This is a genomic window from Undibacterium sp. RTI2.2 (assembly GCF_035018705.1).
GTDB lineage: Bacteria > Pseudomonadota > Gammaproteobacteria > Burkholderiales > Burkholderiaceae_D > Undibacterium.
The window spans coordinates 103,660-126,527 of record NZ_JASJXN010000010.1 but is presented as its reverse complement, the minus strand read 5'-3'; the positions used below and the strand labels follow the sequence as shown (position 1 = coordinate 126,527).

Here is a 22,868-nt window from a genome sequence, read left to right as displayed (position 1 = left end):
TTTATCACTTATTTGTCACTTACTCGCCAATGACATGAACCCGATTTCCAATCATTTTTAGCTTACCCTCGATAAACCATCGCACCGCTCTTGGGTAAATGACGTGTTCTTGTTCCAAAACACGCCTAGAAAGACTATCGACCGTGTCGTCATTCAATACTGGAACCGCCGCCTGGGCGATGATGGGTCCATGATCAAGCTCCGGCGTCACAAAATGCACAGTAATGCCATGCAATTTAACGCCTGCATTCAATGCCTGCTGATGCGTCGCCAAACCGACAAAACTAGGCAGCAGCGACGGATGCACATTGATCATTCGGTCTGCATAGTGTTGTACAAAAGCGCTGGTCAGGATACGCATAAAACCAGCCAGCACGACTAAATCTGGGGCAAACTGGTCAATCTGCTGCTGCAATACTGCATCGAAAGCTTCGCGTGAGGTAAAGCTTTTACTCTCAACTACCACTGTGGGTATGTCCATCTTGGCTGCGTAGTCCAATCCGGGTGCATCTGGGCGATTACTGATGACAGCAACAATCTCGGCTTGCCATTGCTCTACTTTGGCGGCCTGGACAATGGCTTGCATATTGCTACCTTGTCCAGAAATGAGGATAACAATCTTTTTCATGGCGGCATTGTACAGTGCTGGAGGGGCTAGGTCTCATTAACGACAAAAGGTCAAGGAAAAAACCTATAAAAAAGCGGTAAATACGTAATCAGTTTGCGTCAAATAATAATGCCGACTTTAAAAGTCGGCATAGAGTCTGGATTTCAGCTTTTTTGCTCTGCCGGGAGTCTTATTCGAAGGAGTAAAACACTCTGAAAGCAACTTTTCTGTCGGCCCAAAAATCAGCGGCATCGCGGAATACATCGAGCAAAATTTCCCGCGCTTCTTTATCAAACTTAGGTGTATTCGGTAACTGCTCCAGCACGACAACAAAGCCCGGTTGCGGACCCGATTTATAAATTAAGTCAGTCAGACAATCGGATAAGGCATCAAAATTTTTCCCAAAATGTTTTGGGAAGCCGAACGAAGCTGCGATTTTACCCAACACTTGTTGTTTGGTCGTCGCCTCTAAACAATAGGCGTACAAAAAATGCTGCCCGAGTTGAGCTGCTTCTGCCTGTAAATCAGGCACACGAAAAGCGCGAATCGATTGCACGACATTCGGCGCTACGCTGGTTAGCAAACTCATTTCTCCCTCTGGTGGTGAGATTATTGTCATATTGGTGTGGCTTGCTTTGTGGTGAATTGAATTTTGACTTAGTGCTACTTTTTTCTGCTACTGTTTCCCGCTACTGTTTTCTGCGGCTTTTGAAACTGGGGGCTACTCTTTAATTTGCTTAAAACTCTCGTAATGGTCATCGGTGTAATAGTACTCACCTGATGTTGCTGGCTCTCCACCGGCAATAATCCGGCGCGCACCACGGTTTCTGGCTCTGGGCGTTTTTACTGTGTATTCGTGATAGTAACCACGCTTTTGCCTGGGCAATCTGGACTCATAGTTGCCAAATACCACGCCATCTTTGTCATAAGCAAATGGACCACCTTGCTTGATAGCGATTAACGTCGCTTGTGCTTCTTTCGGTAGTTCTGCCAGCGCAATAGTCTGCATACTCGCGTTTGCGGCATGGGTTTCTTTGGCGTGTAACACGGAAGCACCAGAGAAAGCAAAAGAGGCCGATGTAAGCATCGCCACTGTGAGTAGCGCCAACCACTTTTTTAAGAATGTTGCTTTGAAATTATTCATTATTTTATGCGGCAACAGATTTAATTAAGTGACATAGATTAACGTTTTGTGTCGGGCGAATCAACCTTTAATAAACTAAAGACAACGAAATAATTCTCGATTTTGCTACAGTCATCCTTGTTTTTGGAGCATTTGCAAAGCGATGCTAAAAACGAGTGAAACCGGTGTCTCTAAGATCGAGTGCCAAGATTTTTTACTAGCGGATCATTCTTATCGATTAAATTACTCCCCCAGTGTATATATTGATTGTCCATATAAAGTCTGGACAATCAACCATATTTTATTAAATTAAAGGGGAGTATATTAATAACCCATCAAAATTCACTCTATTTTTAAAAAGGAATAGTAGATTTTCGAGCGCGAATATAGTCCAGCATCTCGTTTCTGGCTTCTACTCAGCAAAAAATTGAGATACATCTGCGCGCCGCGCCCAAGTGTCTTGCTTGCCCAACTCAATTAATTCTCTGGTGTAGCTGGATTCAAACAAGAGGTAAGACGCCAGCGCCGAGCCGCGTACCTCGGTTGCACCGATGCCGCCCAACATGGTTCTGACGGGTAATGGCAAACTTCCGGTATGGCGGCTGGCGATGTCGTCCAGTCTTTGCGACGGTGCAATGACTAACAGATCAATCGGTTTTAGCGGCGTGTTTTTTAATACCTCGGGCGGCAACATGGACAGAGTTTTGTTTATACGCATTAAGCGTTCGATATCCACTGCCAGGCTGTCCAAAAATATGCTGGACATTGCATGACCAGCAATTTGCGCCAGACTAGGATAACGGGCAATCTCGGTGTTCTCTCTTCTTGGCTCAGACAATCTGCCAGCACCGACGATCAACACCTTTTGTGCGCCCAGATGGATGGCGGGAGAAATTGGCGCCAGTTGGCGCATGGAACCATCCCCGCAAAACTCCAGAGAGCCGCCCCAGTTCAGCGCCACCGCGGGAAACATGAAGGGAATCGCAGAGGACGCCAATAAATGGGGCACGCCGATGAAATCTCTTTGCGCCAGACGCTGGCTTCTGACCCATGGCTCGATCTCTGCCAGGGTTTGATAAAACGTCAGATGCTGACCTGCGGTGTAGGAGGACGCAGTCACCGCAAGTGCATGTAGCGCACCGCTGGCTAGCGCCTGATCTAGCCGCGGCAAATCCAGCATGCGGTTTAATAAATCTGCCAGCGGGGAATTATCCAGCAGCGAGTTGGGCGGCGATTTACGCCATTTATTGAGCAGCCAGCCGAAGGACATTAACGACAACCAGCGCGCGCCGGAGCGTATCACTCCCAAAGAATCAGCGCGATACACTTGCGCCGCCTCGAAGTTTTCCCAGACGTGCACAATACTGGCGACAGAATGGTTGAAATCGTCAGATCGGCAAGCCAGCGCCGTGGCATTAATGGCACCCGCAGAAGTACCGCAAATGATGCCAAAAGGATTGCGCTCCGGCGCCCAGCCATCTTCCAGCAAAATATCGGCAATGGCCTTCAGCACACCTACCTGATACGCAGCCCGCGCGCCGCCGCCAGTCAAAATCAAACCTGTAGTCGCATTGCTATTCATAGGCATTTCTAAAGTAATAGGTGTGACGAAAACTGTTTCGGCATCGTTCTCCTCGTGCTATTTGCATGGGATGCGCGAGTGAGCCTTGCAGAGAAAATTGTCGATGTACGTCAACATCACGCCTAAATAAAAAGGGCAAGCTAAAAAGCTTGCCCTAGTGTATTGGCGGCGTCTCAAAATGTCATGCTGCAGGACGATATTTGCGACGGCGCTTCACAATTTATTCCGCTATTTACAACGAATTATTTCGGTTGCATGCGGATCGCACCGTCTAAACGTATGGTTTCGCCATTCATCATGACGTTTTCAATGATGGTTTTTGCCAGATGCGCATATTCGTCAGGCTTACCGAGGCGTGGTGGGAACGGTACCATTTTGCCCAAAGCGTCTTGCACTTCTTGCGGCATGCCTAACAACATCGGTGTTTCAAAAATACCTGGGGCAATCGTCATCACGCGGATGCCACTGCGGGACAAGTCACGCGCCATTGGCAAGGTTAGACCGACCACAGCAGCTTTGGAAGAGGCATAAGCAGTCTGACCGATTTGCCCGTCGTATGCGGCAACCGATGCTGTGTTAATGATCACACCGCGCTCACCGTGCTCTGCTGCGTCTGTCTTGCCCATCGCATCGGCGGCCAGACGGCACATGTTGAAGGTACCAATCAGATTGATGTTGACGACACGTTGAAAAATCTCCAGCGGATGCGGGCCATCTTTTCCGACCGTTTTGATCGCGGGCGCTACACCTGCACAGTTGACCAGCCCGCGCAAAGTACCCATCGCGGTTGCGGCGGCAACGACTGCCAGGCCATCGGCTTCGGACGTGACGTCGCATTTAACGAACTGACCTTGTAACTCGGCGGCTAGTTTTTCACCCGCCTCAACCTGGACATCGGCCAGCACCACTTTGCCGCCATTGGCAACGATCATACGGGCAGTCGCTGCGCCCAGACCTGAAGCACCGCCGGTGATGATGAATACGCTATTTTGAATTTGCATTTGTTGTCTCTCTTTTTGGGATGTGGGTCGTTTTACTGACGTTGATTGAGGTTGGAATTTAGGCCCAGATTGACGCTTACATTAACGCTTACATTAACGCGTAAATTGACGTTTACGTAAACGTCATTACGGCAACATTGTACTCAATTTTATTCCAGCAAAACAGAGCTAGCTTAGACAAAAGTCTGATTAAAATACAAGCCGGTAGCCAGAAATCTACCATTTGACAATAAGTTAAAAATGAAGGAATTCAATATACTCCCCCACTTTTTAACGAAAATTTCCTTAAAGACCAATGATTATATGGACGCCTAAATATACTTACCATGAGTATATCTATTACAACTTAATCAGGTCGTTAAAATAAACCGCAGATAAAGTGATCATTGCAATCAATGTATATCGAATTTATCTGCGTTTCTTCAGGTCTTAGAGTTTGCTTTTGGTGCCAGCGTCTGCTGCGACCAGCTTAGTCGCTATCTTGGCTGGTATCACCACAGACTGGCTGACAGCTACATTTGCTGCGTGAGATGCATTTGGCGTACCGGCAGCATGCGGTACAAAAGGTGCCGAACTTGGCAACAAAGGTACCAACAGCAGCGCCACGATATTAATAATTTTGATCAGAGGATTGATCGCGGGACCCGCTGTATCTTTGTAAGGATCACCGACCGTATCGCCCGTGACCGCTGCTTTATGCGCCTCCGAACCTTTGCCGCCATGATGTCCGTCTTCAATATATTTTTTAGCGTTGTCCCAGGCGCCGCCACCGGTAGTCATGGAAATCGCGACAAACAGTCCTGTCACGATCGTGCCCATCAGCAAACCACCCAAGGCCGCTGGCCCGAGTAGCAAGCCCACCAGCACGGGGACGATGACTGGCAACAGCGACGGCACGATCATCTCTTTGATGGCGGAGGTCGTCAGCATATCCACAGCCTTGTCATATTCTGGCTTGCCAGTGCCATCCATGATGCCTTTGATCTCTTTAAACTGGCGGCGCACTTCTACCACCACAGCACCCGCTGCACGCCCTACTGCTTCCATCGCCATGGCACCAAACAAGTAAGGGATCAGGCCACCGATAAACAGGCCGACGATCACTTGCGGGTTCGATAAATCAAACGAGGTACTTTTACCGACCGAATCCAACGCATGCGTGTAATCAGCAAACAAGACCAGCGCTGCCAGACCAGCAGAACCGATTGCATAGCCTTTGGTGACTGCCTTAGTGGTATTGCCGACTGCATCTAATGGATCGGTAATTGCCCGCACTGATGCTGGCATCTCTGACATTTCGGCAATGCCGCCTGCGTTATCGGTGATTGGGCCATAAGCATCCAGCGCTACGATAATGCCCGCCATCGACAGCATCGAAGTCGCGGCAATCGCAATCCCATACAAGCCCGCCAGCCAATAGGAGGCCAAAATCGCGGCGCAGACTGCCAGCACTGGGTAGGCAGTGGATTTCATTGAGACGCCAAGACCAGCGATGATATTGGTACCATGCCCGGTGGTCGATGCCTGGGCGATATGTTTGACCGGGGCAAAATCAGTACCGGTGTAATACTCGGTGATGTAGACCATTAAACCAGTCAGCACAATCCCGATCACGGTAGAGCCCATCATCGGCACACGCATATCTGCAGGCATGATCTGCCACGTTACAAGAGCAAACCCGATCAGTGATAAACCCGCCGCCCACCACAAGCCCGTGTATAAAGCGGACATGATTTTTTTGCCGGGCTTGGCTTTGACCATAGAGCAGCCAACGATCGACGCCAGAATTGAGACGGCACCCAACATCAGCGGATAAACAATGGCCTCGCTTGTCGCATTGGGAACAATCAAGGCACCCAATAACATCGTGGCGATTAAGGTCACGACATAGGTTTCAAACAAATCGGCTGCCATGCCTGCGCAGTCGCCCACGTTGTCACCCACGTTGTCGGCAATCACGGCGGGATTACGAGGATCGTCTTCCGGTATGCCCGCCTCCACCTTACCAACCAGATCAGCACCGACGTCGGCACCTTTGGTAAAAATGCCGCCGCCAAGACGGGCAAAAATAGAGATCAGCGAAGCGCCAAATGCTAAACCGATGAGCGGTTTAAGTACATCATGCTGAGACAACACAAGCTCAGGGTGGCCTGCGGCGGAAACCACCAGCAACCAGTAAAACAAAGTGACACCCAGCAAGCCCAGACCGACCACCAGCATGCCGGTAATTGCGCCGCCTCTGAACGCGACATCCAAAGCCTCATTAATGCCTTTAGTTGCTGCTTGCGCCGTGCGGACATTGGCACGTACCGAGACATTCATCCCGATAAAACCACATGCGCCAGATAACACAGCACCCACTAAAAACCCTGATGCGGTCATTAGACCCAAACCGGGTGCAACCGCAATGGCAATAAACAATACAGCGCCAACCATCGCAATGGTTCGGTATTGCCGGGCCAGATATGCTGCTGCACCTTGCTGTATTGCAGCAGCAATTTCTTGCATGCGAGGGTTGCCCGCATCTTGTTTCAAAATCCAGCTACGCGAGACCAGACCATAGGCCACGGCGACGATACCGCATGCAATGACGTACCATAAGTTTGTAGACATATTGACTCCTCCAATTGTTATGGGCTTCTTTTGCATGGGCAGCGTCAACTACCAAGTGCAAAATTGCCCTATGTAATTATCGTAAGTTCGGTAAGTATCAAAAATAGAGAATAGAACTGAAACTAAGACAGAGCAAAAACATGGAGCAAAACAGATCACAAAAAATCGTGATGAGATAAAACGGTGAAAAAGTAAAACAACGACAAATCTCACTTCTTGATAATGCTTGATACGTCATACGTGGCGCGTAATGCTGCGTAATGTGATCGGTGTCGGCATCAAAAAGTGATGGCTACAAGGTGCTGCAAAACTCAATCATTAGAGCTGAACCTTTAGAGCTGAATCCTTAGAACTGAATCCATACAACTTAGTCGTTACAACTTATCCGTGGCCCGTTTTTAGAGGAAGATTTGTCTGGGGGCGGTTGACAAGAAAAAAGCGGACAATCTTGTCCGCTTTTATTTATTCTGAGAGTGCGACAAAGGCACTGTCTCTGATGGTTTCTACTGGTCCAATGCCAACTATTTTGCGATACTTTGGCGCACCTGGCTGACCTGATTTTGCCCAGTCGCCGTAATAGCTGACAAGTACTTCAGTTTGTTCGTGATACACACTCAAACGTTTTTTGACAGTTTCTTCTTTGTCGTCATCACGCTGGATCAGTTCTTCACCAGTGACATCGTCACGGCCTTCTACTTTTGGCGCGTTGTATTTGACATGGTAAACACGGCCAGAACCCGGGTGCACACGGCGACCGCTCATACGATCAATAATGGCATCGTCCGGTACTGCGATCTCTAAAACGTAATCAATGACAACGCCAGCGTCTTTCATTGCGTCCGCTTGCGGCGTAGTGCGTGGAAAACCATCAAATAAATAGCCGTTAGCGCAATCAGATTCTTTCAGGCGATCTTTTACCAGACCGATGATGATGTCGTCCGATACCAAGCCACCCGCATCCATCACCGCTTTGGCAGCCAAGCCCAAAGGTGTGCCGGCCTTGACCGCAGCACGTAGCATATCGCCGGTCGAAATTTGGGGAATATTGAATTTTTCCTTGATGTAATTGGCCTGCGTACCTTTACCGGCACCAGGCGCTCCTAACAAAATAAGACGCATGTTATTTCCTAAAGACGAGTTTGAATTTTTTGTATCCTGTTACATCCCAACCCGAGGTCGTGATGCCGTATTTTTTTGTACTGAAGAGATATTTGCCGTGCCTGTTATTTTTTAAGACTGAACCAAATCCCTTGCAGCAATGTTGCTGAATCGGTTTTGATTCAATTCTATTTTTATTCAAATGCAGCACTACTAATATCACAGTATCTTTTCACGAAACTTACCACAATTTTTTATATTATTGATGCTTTGCCATGAAATCAGCTGCGCAGCGAAGTATTTTCATGCAATTCGCACATTTCGCTGGCCAATTCTATCGATTCTGAAAACACGATCAATTCTGTTATTGAACGCGAAACAGATCGATTTTTCGGCATCTCAATAGAATTGTCTTGCACGAATCAAATCCTCTGGCGTGTCCACACCGGGAGCAGGACTGGTGTCTGTGACATGAACTGCAATCGCATGACCGTTCCATAAGACCCGCAGTTGTTCTAAGGCCTCAATTTGTTCAAGCGGAGAAACTTCCAGATTGGGATAGGCCAATAGAAAATCATTGCGGTATGCATACAAGCCAATGTGTCGCAAAGGTGCGTAACCGGTCGGCAACACATCACGATTCAAAGCAAAAGCATCACGATGCCAAGGGATAGTTGCACGCGAAAACATCAGCGCTCGACCAAACTTATCCAGCACAACTTTCACGACATTGGGATTAAACACGTCCTCCACGTCATGCAAAGGATGCGCGGCGGTTGCCATGGGGACTTGCGTAGTAACAAGCGCGGCAGTCGCCGCAATCAAAGCCGGGTCGATCAAAGGCTCATCGCCTTGCACGTTGACTACGACTGCATCCGCCGCCAAGCCCAACAATGCTGATACTTCAGCAATCCTGTCAGTGCCGGAGGGATGGTCGCTGCGGGTCATACAGGCTGGTATGCCATGCTCACGGCAAGCCGCCAGAATGTCAGCATGATCGGTCGCTACGATAATTTGCGACGCGCCGGATAGCATGGCACGCTCAGCGGTACGTACCACCATCGGCTTGCCGCCCAGATCTGCCAGAGGTTTATTAGGTAAGCGGCTGGACGCTAAACGCGCTGGAATAATGACACTAAAACTCATCTTACAAGCCCGTTCAGACAGGTGGAAAAGCAGGCAACTGACGTGCCTGATCTACCCACATGATAGGAATATCGTCACGAATAGGGAAAGCCAGTTTGTCTGCATTACAGATCAATTCTTTTGCTGGCTTGTCGTACACCAGCGGGCCTTTGCACAAAGGGCAGACCAAGACATCAAGCAAGCGTGCGTCCATGTTGTTTCTCCGAAATCAGTTGAATTATATTTGCGACAAAAGCAGCATCGAGTTGCGCATCGACTGGCACTACCCAGAGTCGGGCATCTTGTTGCAATGCAGGGATTTGCCGACATTTTACTGCATCCTTTTCTGTCATCAGGATGATGTCGGCATCTATCTTCGCAAAACTTGTCGTAGTGAACGGGTGGTGATCAGGCAAAGCCAGCGTCGCGCATTCCACGCCAGCGGTTTGCAGCATGCTAAAAAAACGCTGTGGATTGCCAATACCTGCAGCGGCGGTGATTTTCAGCTTGCTGGCGCTGAGGGCAAGCAAGCTTTGTTGATGCTCGATGTTTCCAAGCTGATAAATTTGTTCTGGCACTAAGCGCATGCGGACAAAGGATTGGCCGATGCCGGACGGTGTGAATTCTGGCGGTGCATTTAATACCGTCACATCACGACGTCTGTGCACCGGCTCTCGCAGAGGTCCAGCAGGCAACATCCAGCCATTACCAGCACCACGTTGATCAAACAACACAATTTCAACATCTCTGGCGAGGGCGTAATGCTGTAAGCCATCGTCAGAAATGATTACATCTGTTGCCGGATGCAATGCCAGCAGCGTCTGCGCAGCCAACACACGCTGCCGTCCGACTACCACTGGGGATTGCGTACGCAGGTGGATCAGCAAAGGCTCATCACCAACAATGTGCGCTAAGGAATCTGCCTTCACCTCGGTAATGCTGTCCGCTTGTGCGCCATAACCTCTGGAAATCACGCCCGGCGTCCAACCAGCCGCTTTTAATTGTTGCACTAAAAAAATGACCAGTGGCGTTTTACCGGTACCACCGACAAAAATATTACCAACCACGACGACCGGCACTGCTAGACGTGTTTGCGGTTTGTAGCCCATCATGATCAGACCAAAACGAAAACTCACCAGCATCTGGAACAATTTAGCCATCGGCCATAGCAAACAGGCGAGTAAACCACGCCGCTGCCAGGCGCGCATCAAAACGGCTTCGAGCATTGAACGCAAGGAAAGTACTCCAGAGAAATAAGCAATCAGGTTAAAGCAAGAATGTATAGAAACATACTCCTTACCAGTACCAGCATCACGAAGGGGATTGTCCAAGTACCGTTTGGACAAATGAGCATCTAACTAAGATACTCCACCATTTCTCATATCAATACACAGCTAGCAATAATATATTGAGCCTGATGACGCTGATTGACTACTTCGTGATTATTTGGACTTAGCAGACGCCTGTGCGGCAAAGGTCACTTTCGCCAAACCAGCGATCCTCGCAGCCTCTAATACGTCCACCACTGATTGATGGGTAGTAGCCCGGTCAGCATTAATGATGATTACTGGATCAACTTTGGTACCCGTTTTACCTGCATCCATCGCCGTGACTACTTGTTTTAAATCTTCTGCCAATGTCGCCGTATCTAAAAACGACACTGGCTGATTATTGATTTTGTAGCGACCTTGGGCATCAATCCCGATATCGATCTGATTCGGCTTGTCTTGCGCTTTTTCTGCATCTGCCGTCGGCAAGGTGATTTGCAATTCTGTAAAACGGCTATATGTCGTCGTGACCATCAAAAAAATCAAAATTACCAGCAACACGTCGATGAAAGGGATCAAATTGATTTCGGGGTCTTCTCGCCCCTGACCTTTGCGGAAATTCATTATTTTCTCGCGCTGTGTACGGTATCAACAAATTTCACCGCCTGCTGCTCCATATCGACCACCAAGCTATCGACCAGTGCGCGGAAATGACGATAAAAAATCAAGGCGGGCATCGCAATCATCAGGCCAAAACCGGTGTTGTACAAAGCCACAGAAATACCATGAGCTAATTGCGCTGGATTGGCGCCGGAGGCATTTTGCGAGCCAAAAATCTCGATCATACCGACCACCGTGCCGAACAAGCCCATTAACGGCGCCAACGATGCGATCGTGCCCAGCGTCGTCAAAAAGCGTTCTAATTCATGCGCTACGCCACGACCAGCTTCTTCAATGGACTCTTTCATGACTTCACGGGGCGCGTTGACATTACGCAAACCAGCCGCCAGCACTTTTCCCAATGGAGAGTTATTGGACAATTGATCAATCACCTCCTGCTTGATTTTGCCAGCGTGATACACGCGGATCACTTCATCCAGCAAGGTGCGCGGCAAAATACGCTGACGGCGCAGGGACAAAGTACGTTCGATAATTAATGCCAGCGCGATAATCGACGCGACTAACAAAAGGTAAATAGGCCAGCCAGCCGCTTGAATAATGGCAAACAAAAGTGACTCCTTAGTCCTGGATTTGTAATGTGTGGAGGGAAAGCATCTAACCCCGCAATGTAGCGCGTTGTCTGCTTGCGAGCAAGTATCGTTGGCGAAAATCTTAAATTATCTTTTAGACAATCCGATAGTGTCGTCCGGTCGTGAAGTTAAGATAGTTTTGCACAAATTCTGTGTGCAAGATTGTGGATAACTCTGGGGTAGCTTGTTAAGCTTTTGATTTTAATCAGTTTTATCTTGCTGCTACAGAATTAAGCAGCGGCTTATCCGCAATTTTGATGGCGTAAGCAATCTCAAAACGAGATAAGTTCTGCACAGTTAATGTGGATAACATTGTGAACAAGGCAAGCAGATAACCCTAAGTGGCTGATTTATAAGCTAATTAACTTGCTGCTTAATTAACGGGCAAATTGATGTTTTTGTGGGTAAACCACTTACTTACGCCCGGTTATCGTTCGTAAGCCGCAAATTCACAGATCGTACCCAGGTTCTGCACATATTTTGTGGATAAGACTGTGAAGAAGCTTTGTGAATAACGCCAAGTCCATGATTTTTATAGCGATATAGAACATGCCTTTAAATTGAGCAAACAGGATAATATGACCCTTTTTGCTTAAGTTTTAAGCGCAACTGGATTTCGACATCTACTTATTCACAGGTAGCGACTATTTCTGCACACATTTTGTGGATAAGATTGTGCACAAACCCGGTGATTGTCGCTAAGTCATTGTTTTCATTAAATATTAGCTTACTGCAAATAAAATAGGCAGCAGATCAAGCTAATTGATGTCCAATCAAATCGCCATACTATTTTTGTATAACAAGATATAAGTACCCGCTGATACTGTGGATAAGTTTGTGAACAAGATCAAGAAGCTTCGCTAAAGTCCTTGATTTATAAGGATTTTCTTTTTTTCACCGCAATTTACTAAGAATAATATTCTTTTTAAAATCAATGACTTAAGAAAGACTCGGGAAATATTTTTGACATCATTAACACTTAATGACATTCTGATGACCAACCCTTCCCTCTGTGGACAGCTTTTGACTTGCTCAGCTTTATGAATCCAGAATCCCGTACTGAAACTCCAATATTGACGCCATCTGTAATCACAGTATCGGCGCTAAACCAAGCAGTTGCGCAATTATTAGAACGAAACATCCCACTGACGTGGGTTTCCGGCGAAATATCTAATTTCACCCGCGCCACCTCTGGACATTGGTACTTCACGCTAAAAGACGCGCAGGCACAAGTGCGGGCAGTCATGTTCCGTGGCCGCTCGCAATACGCAGACTTTATGCCGCGCGAGGGCGATAAAGTTGAAGTCCGCGCATTGGTCGGTTTGTATGCCCCGCGCGGCGATTATCAAATAAATGTAGAAGCAATCCGTCGCGCCGGCGTGGGTAATTTGTACGAAGCTTTTTTGCAGTTAAAAGCACAACTGGCAAAAGAAGGTCTGTTTGATCCAGAGCATAAGCGCCCTATTCCGCATTTTGTTAAAACGATAGGGATTGTCAGTAGTCCGCAAGCGGCGGCATTGCGCGATGTGTTGACCACGCTGCAACGACGCGCGCCGCATGTCAACGTCATCCTTTACCCTACACCAGTACAAGGCGAAGGTGCGGCAAATAAAATTGCGCAAGCAATTGCTACCGCCTCGGCGCGTGAAGAATGTGATGTGCTGCTGGTCTGTCGCGGCGGCGGAAGTATTGAGGACTTATGGGCATTTAATGAAGAAATCGTGGCGCGCACAATCAGCCATTGCGCGATGCCTGTAATCAGCGGCGTGGGCCATGAAACTGACTTCACCATTGCCGATTTTGCCGCCGATGTACGTGCGGCTACTCCTACGGCAGCGGCTGAATTAGCGGCAGCACCGCGTGAAGACTGGCTGGAAACGCTGCTGCAATACCGCATCCATCTGCAAAGGGGAATGCAAAGACAACTGGCGAATCAAAACCAGAATGTCGATTGGCTGACACGGCGTTTAGTGAGTCCGATCAACGCCATCAAAGCGAAAAAATTAGCTCTCGAAAGTGCTGTGCAACGTCTCAAATTTGCCAGTGCAATCCCACGCCAGCAGGCCCATGCCAGTTGGCATCAATTACGAACCCGGCTTCAAGGCAATCGGCCAGACATGCAGGCATATCGGGCCAATTTGCAAGAATCACAACGCAGGTTGAGCACCACTTTTAAGCATCAGACGGGTACTCAAAGAGTAGCGCTGGCGGGCTTAAAAGCGCAGCTAGAAATGCTCAATCCACAAAGAACACTGGAGCGCGGCTACGCTATTTTGAGTGACCGTAAAGGCAAACTAATACGCTCTGGTAAGGACTTGCATCCGAATAGCCAGATTACAGTGCGATTGGCTGACGGGACGACTGAGATCAGCGTGAATGGCGTGCAACCAAGTCTGGATTAATTTTTAACCCAGATTTTCCATTGGAACAGCGACAAGTGTGCCTTTGGCGAACTGACTGGCTAGACGCGACGACAACGCAAGCTGCATCTTGCTAGGAGGAGCGACAACGCCAGGCAGTTCGCCAAAGGTGCAATTGTCGCTTTAGCGCTGCCACTCAAATCGCGGTGGTGTTATCCCTCTGAAGACCGCACGCCATCTGCGTTTTTTGCGAAGTGGTAGCGGTCTAATGGAAAATCTGGGTTTAATTGAGCTGATTTATTTATACATCCCCAGCAAACCATATCGACAAAAAAAGGGATGCCAGCGGCATCCCCAAAGTACAGCGGCAAATGGATTTTTCAAATGCCGCCACTACATGATCGTCAAAGCGCACTTTATATCGCGACCATGATTGGTCGCAATATCTCTCGATTACATCGCTTTGTAAAAGTAATAATCTGCTTGATACTTGACCAACTTTTTAGCGCCAACATTGGCAGCAGCACAGCTATCTGATGGCGCAATGCCACCCATCGTATTTAGACGTTGGATATAGCTGATATCAGTCATCGCACCATTACCCATAGATGGATTAGCTTTAACCAATTGCAAAGGAATCGCATTGGCTGCGCCCGGGGTCACCGCCAATTGCTTACCAGTGACTTTGCTACCGTCATTGGCTTCCCAAGTCGGGCCAGCATAATATTTGCCCACCGCTTTACCGCTTTGATCTGACAACACGGCAGTCGGTCCAGCAAACACCCACTCATAAGCACCTGGCATCGCTGCTTTTACGCGGCATTCATACGTCAGATCGCCAGCACCAACCGCCATCATGACCAGTTTATTGCCTGCAGGTACAGCAACTGCGGCAGGCGCATCTGGTGCTTTCATCATAGAGCTCATAGAACTGCAAGCGGCCAAAGAGGAGATGAGTGCCGCGCCGGATAATAAGCGTAAAGAAGTTTTCATAACATTTTCCTAATGGTTTGTAGGCAAGATAGTAAATAAGGATACGTTTTCTGTTGATCTGCTCGTGATTTTGGCAGTCAGATAGAGATACGCAGCCAGATACCAATCGGTTTCAAATTCTTACAAATTCTTTACATATACTTACAAATCAAGTTTTAATGTTCTCCTTGGCAATTTTTTACGCGCATTCTTTGATGCACTATTGGCTCCCTTATTGAACACTATATTGGGAACAATTTTCCCTCTCACCATCTGATTTATTAACAATAAAATAGGAAGATGCAAGCTTGACGCGAAGCTATTACAATGGGGGTTTTCCCCCGAACCACGAACAACAAAGGATGCAAAATGGAACATACCCTACCGGCACTGCCCTATGCACTGGATGCACTCGCACCGCATATCTCTCAAGAGACTCTGGAATACCACTACGGTAAGCATCATCAGACGTATGTCACGAATTTAAATAATTTGATCAAAGGTACTGAATTTGAAAATGCTAGCCTGGAAGAAATCGTCAAAAAATCTTCTACTGGTATCTTCAATAATTCCGCTCAAATCTGGAACCACACTTTCTACTGGAACGGTCTGAAGCCAAACGGCGGCGGTGCTCCAACCGGTGCCTTAGCTGATGCAATCAATGCGAAATGGGGCTCCTTTGATGCCTTCAAAGAAGCCTTCACTAAATCCTGTATCGGTAATTTTGGTTCTAGCTGGACTTGGCTGGTCAAAAAAGCTGATGGCACATTAGATATCGTCAACACATCTAACGCGGCTACGCCATTGACTACGACAGACACACCATTAGTCACTTGTGATCTGTGGGAACACGCTTATTACATCGACTACCGCAATGCACGTCCAAAATATCTGGAAGCATTCTGGGCTTTGGTGAACTGGGATTTTGCGGCGGCTAATCTGGCTTAAAAAGCTAGCGTCAGTTTTCTGAGAAATGCATTGCTAATTAATCCAGCAATGTAGGAAATTCAGCTTAACTCTCGGCTCCAAAACAAATGGCTACTCGCTTCGGCGGGTAGCCATTTTTTTCATCTCTACTCGGCGTAACGATGAGTATAAAGATGTTATTTTTGCATCAATTCTACTCCATCCAAACTGTTGCACTTCGGCAAATTACATTTGTCCAAATATATTTTGCTATAATCGTTTTCCATTAACGTAGCAAAAGGTTAAAAAGACCTATCTACTTTCTTAAATAAAATACAACTCTTCTTGGAATAACAATACTTTACGCCGCCACTGCAGGACTGCATCAGCACCCAATATTGATCTGCGCAACCTGGCAACACACGGCAAATGACGTTGATCTTGCTCTACGCCGCTAACGATCAACACCGCTGCGTCTCTTCTATTGATGACGCGTCACGAATAACTAAGCACCAATCGCTGGCATTGCAGGTATTGCTTATGCATATCGTTTGCAAATCAACGACATCCTGCCTTTACACAAAGGATCGCTATGTTTTCATTTGAATATACATCTTATGATTTGACGCTCGCTGTCACTGTATTTTTGCTCACGTTGGTCGCCCTGCTGCTACTTAAAGCGTTTGCAACACACCAGCTTAAACGCTTAAAACTGAAAGAGCGATTACATTTTTTAGGCTATGTCGAACACATAGTAAAAGCGACCCGCTTACCGTTTTTAATCGGAATCTCCTTACTTGCAGGTATCAGTCAGCTCGATTTTCCGACCCGCATTGATCGCGGTTTGCATTTCGCCTGGATCATCATTCTTGTCACCCAAATTGCCTTATGGGGAACACGCATCATTAGTCTGATTGCCGATAACGCATTTTTACGACAAAGAGAAAACAATCCCGATGGCGCCACCCATTTAGTCTTGGCAGGAATGGTCGGTCGGATCATCTTGTGGATGATCGCCACCTTAATTATCTTGGACAATCTTGGATTCAACGTGTCCACTTTAGTCGCCAGTCTCGGTATAGGCGGTATTGCCGTGGCTCTGGCAGTCCAGAATATTCTGGGCGACATCTTTTCTTCTGTTTCTATTGCGCTCGACAAACCGTTTGTGATCGGCGACTTTATTGTGGTCGATAGCTACATGGGAACGGTCGAATATGTAGGCATGAAAACGACACGCTTGCGCAGCCTGAGCGGCGAACAAATTATTTTCTCGAACACCGAGTTACTAAAAAACAGAATTCGTAATTACAAGCGCATGCAAGAACGACGCGTCGTATTTAAATTTGGGATTGCTTACGAAACCCCACTGGAGCAGATAGAACGAATTCCAGAAATCGCAAAAAAAATCGTCACGGGTCATCAGTTCAATATCCGGTTTGACCGCGCGCACTTCAAATCTTACGCAGACGGAGCACTGCAATTTGAGGTGGTGTATTACGTGCTCGATCCAGACTACAACGCCTATATGGATATTCAGCAAGCCATCAATCTGGCGCTGTTGAAACAGTTCCGCTCTCTCGGTGTCAGTTTTGCCTACCCAACCAGGACATTGCATGTCGTATCACCCGGTATGAATCACGGCCCGAATCGCGACATGAACCTCGGCGTTTTAAATCCAATTCCTTCTACGGTATAGAAAACCCTATAGAAAATTCTACATAAAGATCGACATAAAGGTCATTTGATGAAATTACGTTCACTAAAACTATCTTTTCGCTTCGTCGTTCCGCTGGCATTGGTGCTGGCGATGTTTGCCTATATTGTCGTTCCATTGATGGATGATTTGACCGTACGTTGGTTTGTCCGTGATCTAGAAATTCGCTCGCAATCATTAGCCAATGCTTTACAAGATCCTTTACTCGAATACGTACCGGCAGGCGCTAAAAAACGGATCGATCAATTGTTTGATCGTGCCATTGAAGATGAACGTTTATATGCACTGGGCTTCTGCGATGACAATGGCAAATTGCTATACAAGACCAGAACTTATCCAGACTCTATCGGATGCAGAGATGGGCTAAAGTCGCAAGGTCCGAATCGCTCACTCTTGCGCTTACCGCAAGGGACGGTACACATCTCTGAGCGCGAATTAATGCAAGACGGTACCTTACTTGGCAAGCTCATCTTAGTACACGATATGAGCTTTATTGAGCGACGCAGCGCAGATACAAAAAAATACGCCATCATTATTTTTGTCTTGTTAGCGATTGTGATTTCATTCATCACCGTACTGGTTGCACACATCAGTTTTTTGGGTTGGATGAACAGTGTCAAAAGTATTTTGCGCGGTGAATTGCTACCAAAAACAGAGTCAAGCATAAAAGAAAAAACACCGTCAGAAATGCAACCCCTGATGGGCGACCTGCAATCCTTACTACATGAATATCGCCAGGAGCGTCGCGGGCAAGAATCGCCTTCTCAATTATGGACACCAGACAAACTGAAGTCGCTACTACAAGTTGATTTGGCGGGCGATCAGGTACTAGTGGTGTCTAACCGAGAACCATATATCCATACAGAAACACCCAACGGCATCGTCGTTAAACGTCCGGCCAGTGGTCTGGTAACTGCGGTAGAGGCGGTAATGCGAGCCTGCTCGGGTACCTGGATTGCGCATGGTAGCGGATCTGGTGACAGGCAAACAGTTGATAGTAAAGATCATGTCAAAGTGCCGCCCAAAAACCCTAGCTACACCTTGCGGCGCGTCTGGTTAACGGAGCAGGAAGAAAAAGGATACTACTACGGCTTTTCAAACGAAGGTTTATGGCCGCTATGCCACATCGCACACGTGCGACCGGTGTTTCGCTCTTCTGATTGGGATCAGTATGTTGCAGTCAATCAGCGCTTTGCGGATGCAGTCATTCAGGAGGTCAGCAGGGACGACCCTGTTGTGCTGGTACAAGATTATCACCTCGCCTTATTGCCACGTATGGTGCGAGATGTTCTTCCCAAAGCGACCATTATTACCTTCTGGCATATACCTTGGCCCAACTCCGAATCGTTCGGCATTTGCCCATGGCGTGAAGAAATCCTTGACGGATTATTGGGCAGTACGATTCTGGGATTTCATACCCCCTTCCATCGCAAAAATTTTCTGGAAACCGTCGATCGATATTTAGAAACACGAATAGAAACCGAAGCCTCTACCATCACATGCCGGGGCGAACTCACACAAGTTGAGAACTATCCGATTTCGATTGCATGGCCAGAAGACGATACCGCCGATATTCTGACAGTCGAGGAATCTCGTGCTGAAATCAGAAAACGACTATCGTTAGCACCCGATCAGTTACTCGGCATCGGCGTTGACCGGCTCGACTATACCAAGGGTATTGTTGAACGCTTTGCAGCGGTAGAAAAAATGCTGGAAATGCATCCGGACCTCGTGGGCAAATTTACCTTCTTACAGATCGCGGCACCAAGCCGGTCTTCATTGGAGGAATACCAAAATTTTGAAACGAGGGTAAGAGCCTTGATGGATAAGATTAATCAACGGTTTTCTAGCGCTGATTACACACCGATTATCCTTAAAGCGGAGCATCACGAGCAGGACGAACTAACCACATATTACCGGGCTGCCGATGTCTGCATGGTCACGAGTTTGCATGATGGTATGAACCTCGTCGCCAAGGAGTTTGTCGCTGCCAGAATGGATGAGCAAGGTGTATTGATACTCAGCCAGTTTACCGGTGCCGCCCGAGAACTACATGAAGCTCTGATCATCAACCCATATCATATTGAGCAAGGCGCAGATGCACTCTACCGGGCGTTACGTATGCCACAAATTGAGCAGAGAGAGCGGATGCGCAGTATGCGTGCAATGGTCAAAGATTTTAATGTCTATCGCTGGGCGGGTCACATGCTGCTGGACGCCGCCCGCCTGCGTCAGCGCGAACGGGTAATGTCTAAAATTCACTCACATAGCCGCGCATCATTGCGCCGCGTTCAGTAAAGGGAATAATGTTAACTTCATTCTTTGATCAAGGTATGCACAGGCTCAACGACATCGTCAGACCTGGCATGCTATGCGCGTTTGATTTTGATGGCACCTTAGCGCCTATCGTGACGCAACCAGACAAGGCCAGTTTGCCGGCTCCTGTATTGCGGCGGCTAACCATCCTATCGGAGTACGCACCGATTGCGATTATCACGGGCCGCTCGATTGCGGATATTTGTACCCGGCTCGCATTTGTGCCGGACTATGTGATCGGCAATCATGGGATAGAAGGACTGCCCGGTGAGACGATAGATGCTGAACATTACAAAGCACTTTGCAATGAGTGGGAAGCCCGATTAAACGTGGCATTGCAAACGCATTCCAGCATAGACCCGGGGATCTGGATAGAAAATAAAACCTACTCGCTCTCAGTACATTATCGACTTGCCACGAATCGCACACTGGCCGAAAAACACTTGCTCGCTTTATTTGCACGCGTCACTCCAGAAGCAGATATCGGCACCGGAAAATGTGTCTTTAATCTCTTGCCACCAGGCGCACCGAACAAAGGTATCGCCTTGCAGCGCTTGTGTGAATCCTGCCAGGCACCTACCGCAATTTATGTCGGTGACGATATCACTGATGAAGATGTTTTTAACATGCACAGAAAAGACTGGCTAAGCTTGCGGATAGAGCGTTCGGACGACACTGCCGCAGAATTTTATCTGAATCACCGTCTGGATATTGTCAGATTACTGGACGAATTAATCGCCCGTTTAGCAACGATGCCGAAGTGGAAAAATGTAACCAGCGCCATGAGCGGCTGAGTCCGTTGGTGGAATAAATTGGGACGCAAAGAAAAACATAAACGCAGACACCAATCCGGTCAAAATACTTGACCGATTAATTCACCAATTAAATATACTCCCTATTAGTATATTTAATTGTCCATATAATTACTGGACAATAGAGCATATTTCACTAAATTAATGGGGAGTATATTAAATAAAACCTTTTTATGTACGAATAAGGATGGGCATTTAAGTAGGTAAACGGCTAACTAATCGGATCAACTTATTTCTCAATTCTCTATCGAGGTTTCAGGAAGACGGAAGAATATTTAAGCAGTAAATGAGCTTGCCCGATCAACGATTTTTGCAAAGGAATTTCAGCATGTCAACACTCAATCTTGGATTAATAGGCAACTCACGCACCAGCGCATTGATTGACCAAAAAGCGTCCATCGTCTGGTGGTGTTTTCCGGTATTTGATAGTGACCCTATCTGCTGCGCTCTGCTGCAAAAACAAGATCCTGAAAATGCATCAGGCCTGATCGATATCCAATTAGGAGATGCGGTATTGGTCAAACAAGAATATGAAAGAAACTCCGCCATCTTGAGCAGCCTCTTTGCCGATCCAGCCGGAAATAGTTTTGAAGTAATTGATTTTGCGCCGCGCTTTCGCATGCATGGCCGCCTGTTCTCACCTTCTATGCTGGTCAGAATTATTCGGGTTGTATCTGGTCGTCCACGGATTGCATTACGTATCAGACCGACTATCAATTATGGTCACGAACGTGCCGAAGTCCGCAGCGGTACCCATCATATTTCCTATCTAGGTGGCGAAGCACCGATGCGTCTGACAACGGATGCATCAATTTCTGCGATCCTGACCGAGCGCCCCTTCTTCCTGCAAGATAGCCTCACACTCATGATGGGGCCCGACGAAACGGTGAACGGATCACCGCATGATGTCGGGCGCTCGTTTTATGAACAGACATTGGATTATTGGCAGAACTGGGTACGCAATCTTGCCATCCCATTTGAATGGCAAGATGTCGTTATCCGCGCTGCCATTACCTTAAAACTAAATGCCTTTGACGATACCGGTGCGATCATTGCCGCCGTGACTACCTCAATACCGGAAGCAGCAAATAGTGGACGTAATTGGGATTACCGTTACTGCTGGCTACGAGATGCCTACTTTGTGATCAATGCCCTAAACCGGTTGGGTGCGACTGCGACGATGGAGCGCTATTTAGGCTACATACTCAACATCATTGCCGATACCCGCGACACGCCGATGCAACCAGTGTATGGCATTCGCAGAGAAGCAACGCTGACCGAAAATACCGCACCGGCATTGGCTGGCTATCGCGGGATGGGGCCAGTCCGGGTTGGTAATCTTGCGTATAACCAAATTCAAAACGATGTCTTTGGTGCCGCGATTATGGCAAGTACTCATGCGTTTTTTGATATGCGTCTGGCACGCCCTGCTGACCGGAAAATATTTGATGATCTGGAACGTCTGGGCGATCAGGCGATCCTCAGTTACAACACGCCTGACGCCGGTATCTGGGAGCTACGTGGCTCTAAACGTGTACATACATTTTCCAGCATCATGTGCTGGGCTGCATGCGATCGTTTGGCGAGTATTGCAGGCCAACTCAAGCTAGCTGATCGTGCACATTACTGGTCAAGTAATGCCAGCAAAATGCATCACCATATTTGCGAAGCTGCGTGGAATCCGGCAATGCAAAGTTTTGTCTCAACCTTCGGCGGCGAACACTTAGATGCCAGCTTATTGCTCATGGCGGAGTTTCAATTCTTACCGGCGACTGACCCACGCTTTATCAGCACAGTAAATAAGATCGGCACCGTATTACGTCGGGGTGATTTTTTGCTGCGATATGATGAAGAAGACGACTTCGGCAAACCAGAAACAGCTTTCCTGGTTTGTACTCTGTGGTGGATTTTGGCGCTGGCGCAAATTGGTGAAAAAGTGCAAGCCAGAGAATTATTTGAGAAAGTACTGACACATCGTAATCCGCTTGGTCTGCTAGCAGAAGATGTCGCGCCAGAAACAGGCGAGCTTTGGGGTAACTTCCCACAAACTTATAGTATGGTTGGCTTGATCCAGTGCGCCTCGCGCTTGAGTATGCCTTGGGATGAAGCCTATTAAAAAAT

The 22,868-nt window shown here is 47.6% G+C and carries 19 protein-coding genes; 6 read left to right on the top strand and 13 right to left on the bottom strand.

The genetic code is table 11. The features are described 5' to 3' along the window. Window positions 1–19 precede the first annotated feature (19 nt). The 12 genes from purN to QN395_RS07765 all read right to left on the bottom strand — a co-directional run bounded on the left by purN (window position 20) and on the right by QN395_RS07765 (window position 11,646). The gene (gene purN / locus QN395_RS07820; protein WP_322119525.1) at window positions 20–628 is read right to left on the bottom strand and encodes a phosphoribosylglycinamide formyltransferase; all 609 of its coding nucleotides are present in this window, start codon (window positions 626–628) and stop codon (window positions 20–22) included. A 169-nt stretch (window positions 629–797) separates the two neighbouring features. Then, complete coding sequence (locus QN395_RS07815) at window positions 798–1,196, bottom strand: barstar family protein (RefSeq protein ID WP_322121609.1); 399 nt, start codon at window positions 1,194–1,196, stop codon at window positions 798–800. Window positions 1,197–1,328: 132 nt separating this feature from the next. After that, entirely contained in the window at window positions 1,329–1,751 is a 423-nt protein-coding gene (locus tag QN395_RS07810) for a ribonuclease (protein WP_322119526.1), read from the bottom strand. A 391-nt stretch (window positions 1,752–2,142) separates the two neighbouring features. Beyond that, window positions 2,143–3,312, bottom strand: a complete 1,170-nt coding sequence (locus QN395_RS07805) for a patatin-like phospholipase family protein (RefSeq protein WP_322121610.1) — start codon at window positions 3,310–3,312, stop codon at window positions 2,143–2,145. Window positions 3,313–3,554: 242 nt separating this feature from the next. After that, the gene (locus tag QN395_RS07800; RefSeq protein WP_322119527.1) at window positions 3,555–4,313 is read right to left on the bottom strand and encodes a 3-hydroxyacyl-CoA dehydrogenase; all 759 of its coding nucleotides are present in this window, start codon (window positions 4,311–4,313) and stop codon (window positions 3,555–3,557) included. A gap of 429 nt (window positions 4,314–4,742) precedes the next feature. Next, window positions 4,743–6,926: a sodium-translocating pyrophosphatase gene (locus tag QN395_RS07795; protein WP_322119528.1), complete on the bottom strand. Its 2,184-nt coding sequence runs from the start codon at window positions 6,924–6,926 to the stop codon at window positions 4,743–4,745. 462 nt (window positions 6,927–7,388) lie between these two features. Further along, window positions 7,389–8,045, bottom strand: a complete 657-nt coding sequence (gene adk, locus QN395_RS07790; protein WP_322119529.1) for an adenylate kinase — start codon at window positions 8,043–8,045, stop codon at window positions 7,389–7,391. 378 nt (window positions 8,046–8,423) lie between these two features. After that, window positions 8,424–9,170, bottom strand: a complete 747-nt coding sequence (kdsB, locus tag QN395_RS07785; protein WP_322119530.1) for a 3-deoxy-manno-octulosonate cytidylyltransferase — start codon at window positions 9,168–9,170, stop codon at window positions 8,424–8,426. Window positions 9,171–9,183: 13 nt separating this feature from the next. Further along, window positions 9,184–9,363, bottom strand: a complete 180-nt coding sequence (locus QN395_RS07780; RefSeq protein ID WP_322119531.1) for a Trm112 family protein — start codon at window positions 9,361–9,363, stop codon at window positions 9,184–9,186. Further along, a complete protein-coding gene (gene lpxK, locus QN395_RS07775) occupies window positions 9,344–10,375 on the bottom strand; it encodes a tetraacyldisaccharide 4'-kinase (RefSeq protein ID WP_322121611.1) in 1,032 nt (343 codons plus the stop codon). The genes QN395_RS07780 and lpxK overlap by 20 nt, the downstream gene beginning before the upstream one ends. A gap of 216 nt (window positions 10,376–10,591) precedes the next feature. Next, the gene (locus QN395_RS07770) at window positions 10,592–11,041 is read right to left on the bottom strand and encodes a biopolymer transporter ExbD (protein ID WP_322119532.1); all 450 of its coding nucleotides are present in this window, start codon (window positions 11,039–11,041) and stop codon (window positions 10,592–10,594) included. Beyond that, window positions 11,041–11,646: a MotA/TolQ/ExbB proton channel family protein gene (locus QN395_RS07765; RefSeq protein ID WP_322119533.1), complete on the bottom strand. Its 606-nt coding sequence runs from the start codon at window positions 11,644–11,646 to the stop codon at window positions 11,041–11,043. The genes QN395_RS07770 and QN395_RS07765 overlap by 1 nt, the downstream gene beginning before the upstream one ends. Before the next feature lie 1,061 nt (window positions 11,647–12,707). On the opposite strand from QN395_RS07765, the gene xseA reads away from it, so the two are divergent. Further along, window positions 12,708–14,069, top strand: coding sequence for an exodeoxyribonuclease VII large subunit (gene xseA / locus QN395_RS07760; RefSeq protein WP_322119534.1), 1,362 nt, complete (start codon window positions 12,708–12,710; stop codon window positions 14,067–14,069). 411 nt (window positions 14,070–14,480) lie between these two features. On the opposite strand, the gene QN395_RS07755 is transcribed toward xseA, so the two are convergent. Then, window positions 14,481–15,020, bottom strand: coding sequence for a DUF3455 domain-containing protein (locus tag QN395_RS07755; protein ID WP_322119535.1), 540 nt, complete (start codon window positions 15,018–15,020; stop codon window positions 14,481–14,483). A gap of 348 nt (window positions 15,021–15,368) precedes the next feature. Between QN395_RS07755 and sodB the strand changes: the two genes are divergently transcribed. The 5 genes from sodB (at window position 15,369) to QN395_RS07730 (ending at window position 22,863) form a co-directional block, all read left to right on the top strand. Further along, window positions 15,369–15,947, top strand: coding sequence for a superoxide dismutase [Fe] (gene sodB / locus QN395_RS07750; RefSeq protein WP_322119536.1), 579 nt, complete (start codon window positions 15,369–15,371; stop codon window positions 15,945–15,947). 550 nt (window positions 15,948–16,497) lie between these two features. Further along, the gene (locus tag QN395_RS07745; protein WP_323492423.1) at window positions 16,498–17,601 is read left to right on the top strand and encodes a mechanosensitive ion channel family protein; all 1,104 of its coding nucleotides are present in this window, start codon (window positions 16,498–16,500) and stop codon (window positions 17,599–17,601) included. Window positions 17,602–17,649: 48 nt separating this feature from the next. After that, on the top strand, window positions 17,650–19,917 hold the full coding sequence (locus QN395_RS07740; protein WP_322119538.1) for a trehalose-6-phosphate synthase: 2,268 nt from the start codon (window positions 17,650–17,652) through the stop codon (window positions 19,915–19,917). Window positions 19,918–19,925: 8 nt separating this feature from the next. Further along, the gene (gene otsB, locus QN395_RS07735; RefSeq protein WP_322119539.1) at window positions 19,926–20,729 is read left to right on the top strand and encodes a trehalose-phosphatase; all 804 of its coding nucleotides are present in this window, start codon (window positions 19,926–19,928) and stop codon (window positions 20,727–20,729) included. Window positions 20,730–21,075: 346 nt separating this feature from the next. Beyond that, window positions 21,076–22,863: a glycoside hydrolase family 15 protein gene (locus tag QN395_RS07730; RefSeq protein WP_322119540.1), complete on the top strand. Its 1,788-nt coding sequence runs from the start codon at window positions 21,076–21,078 to the stop codon at window positions 22,861–22,863. The last annotated feature ends 5 nt before the right edge of the window (window positions 22,864–22,868 follow it).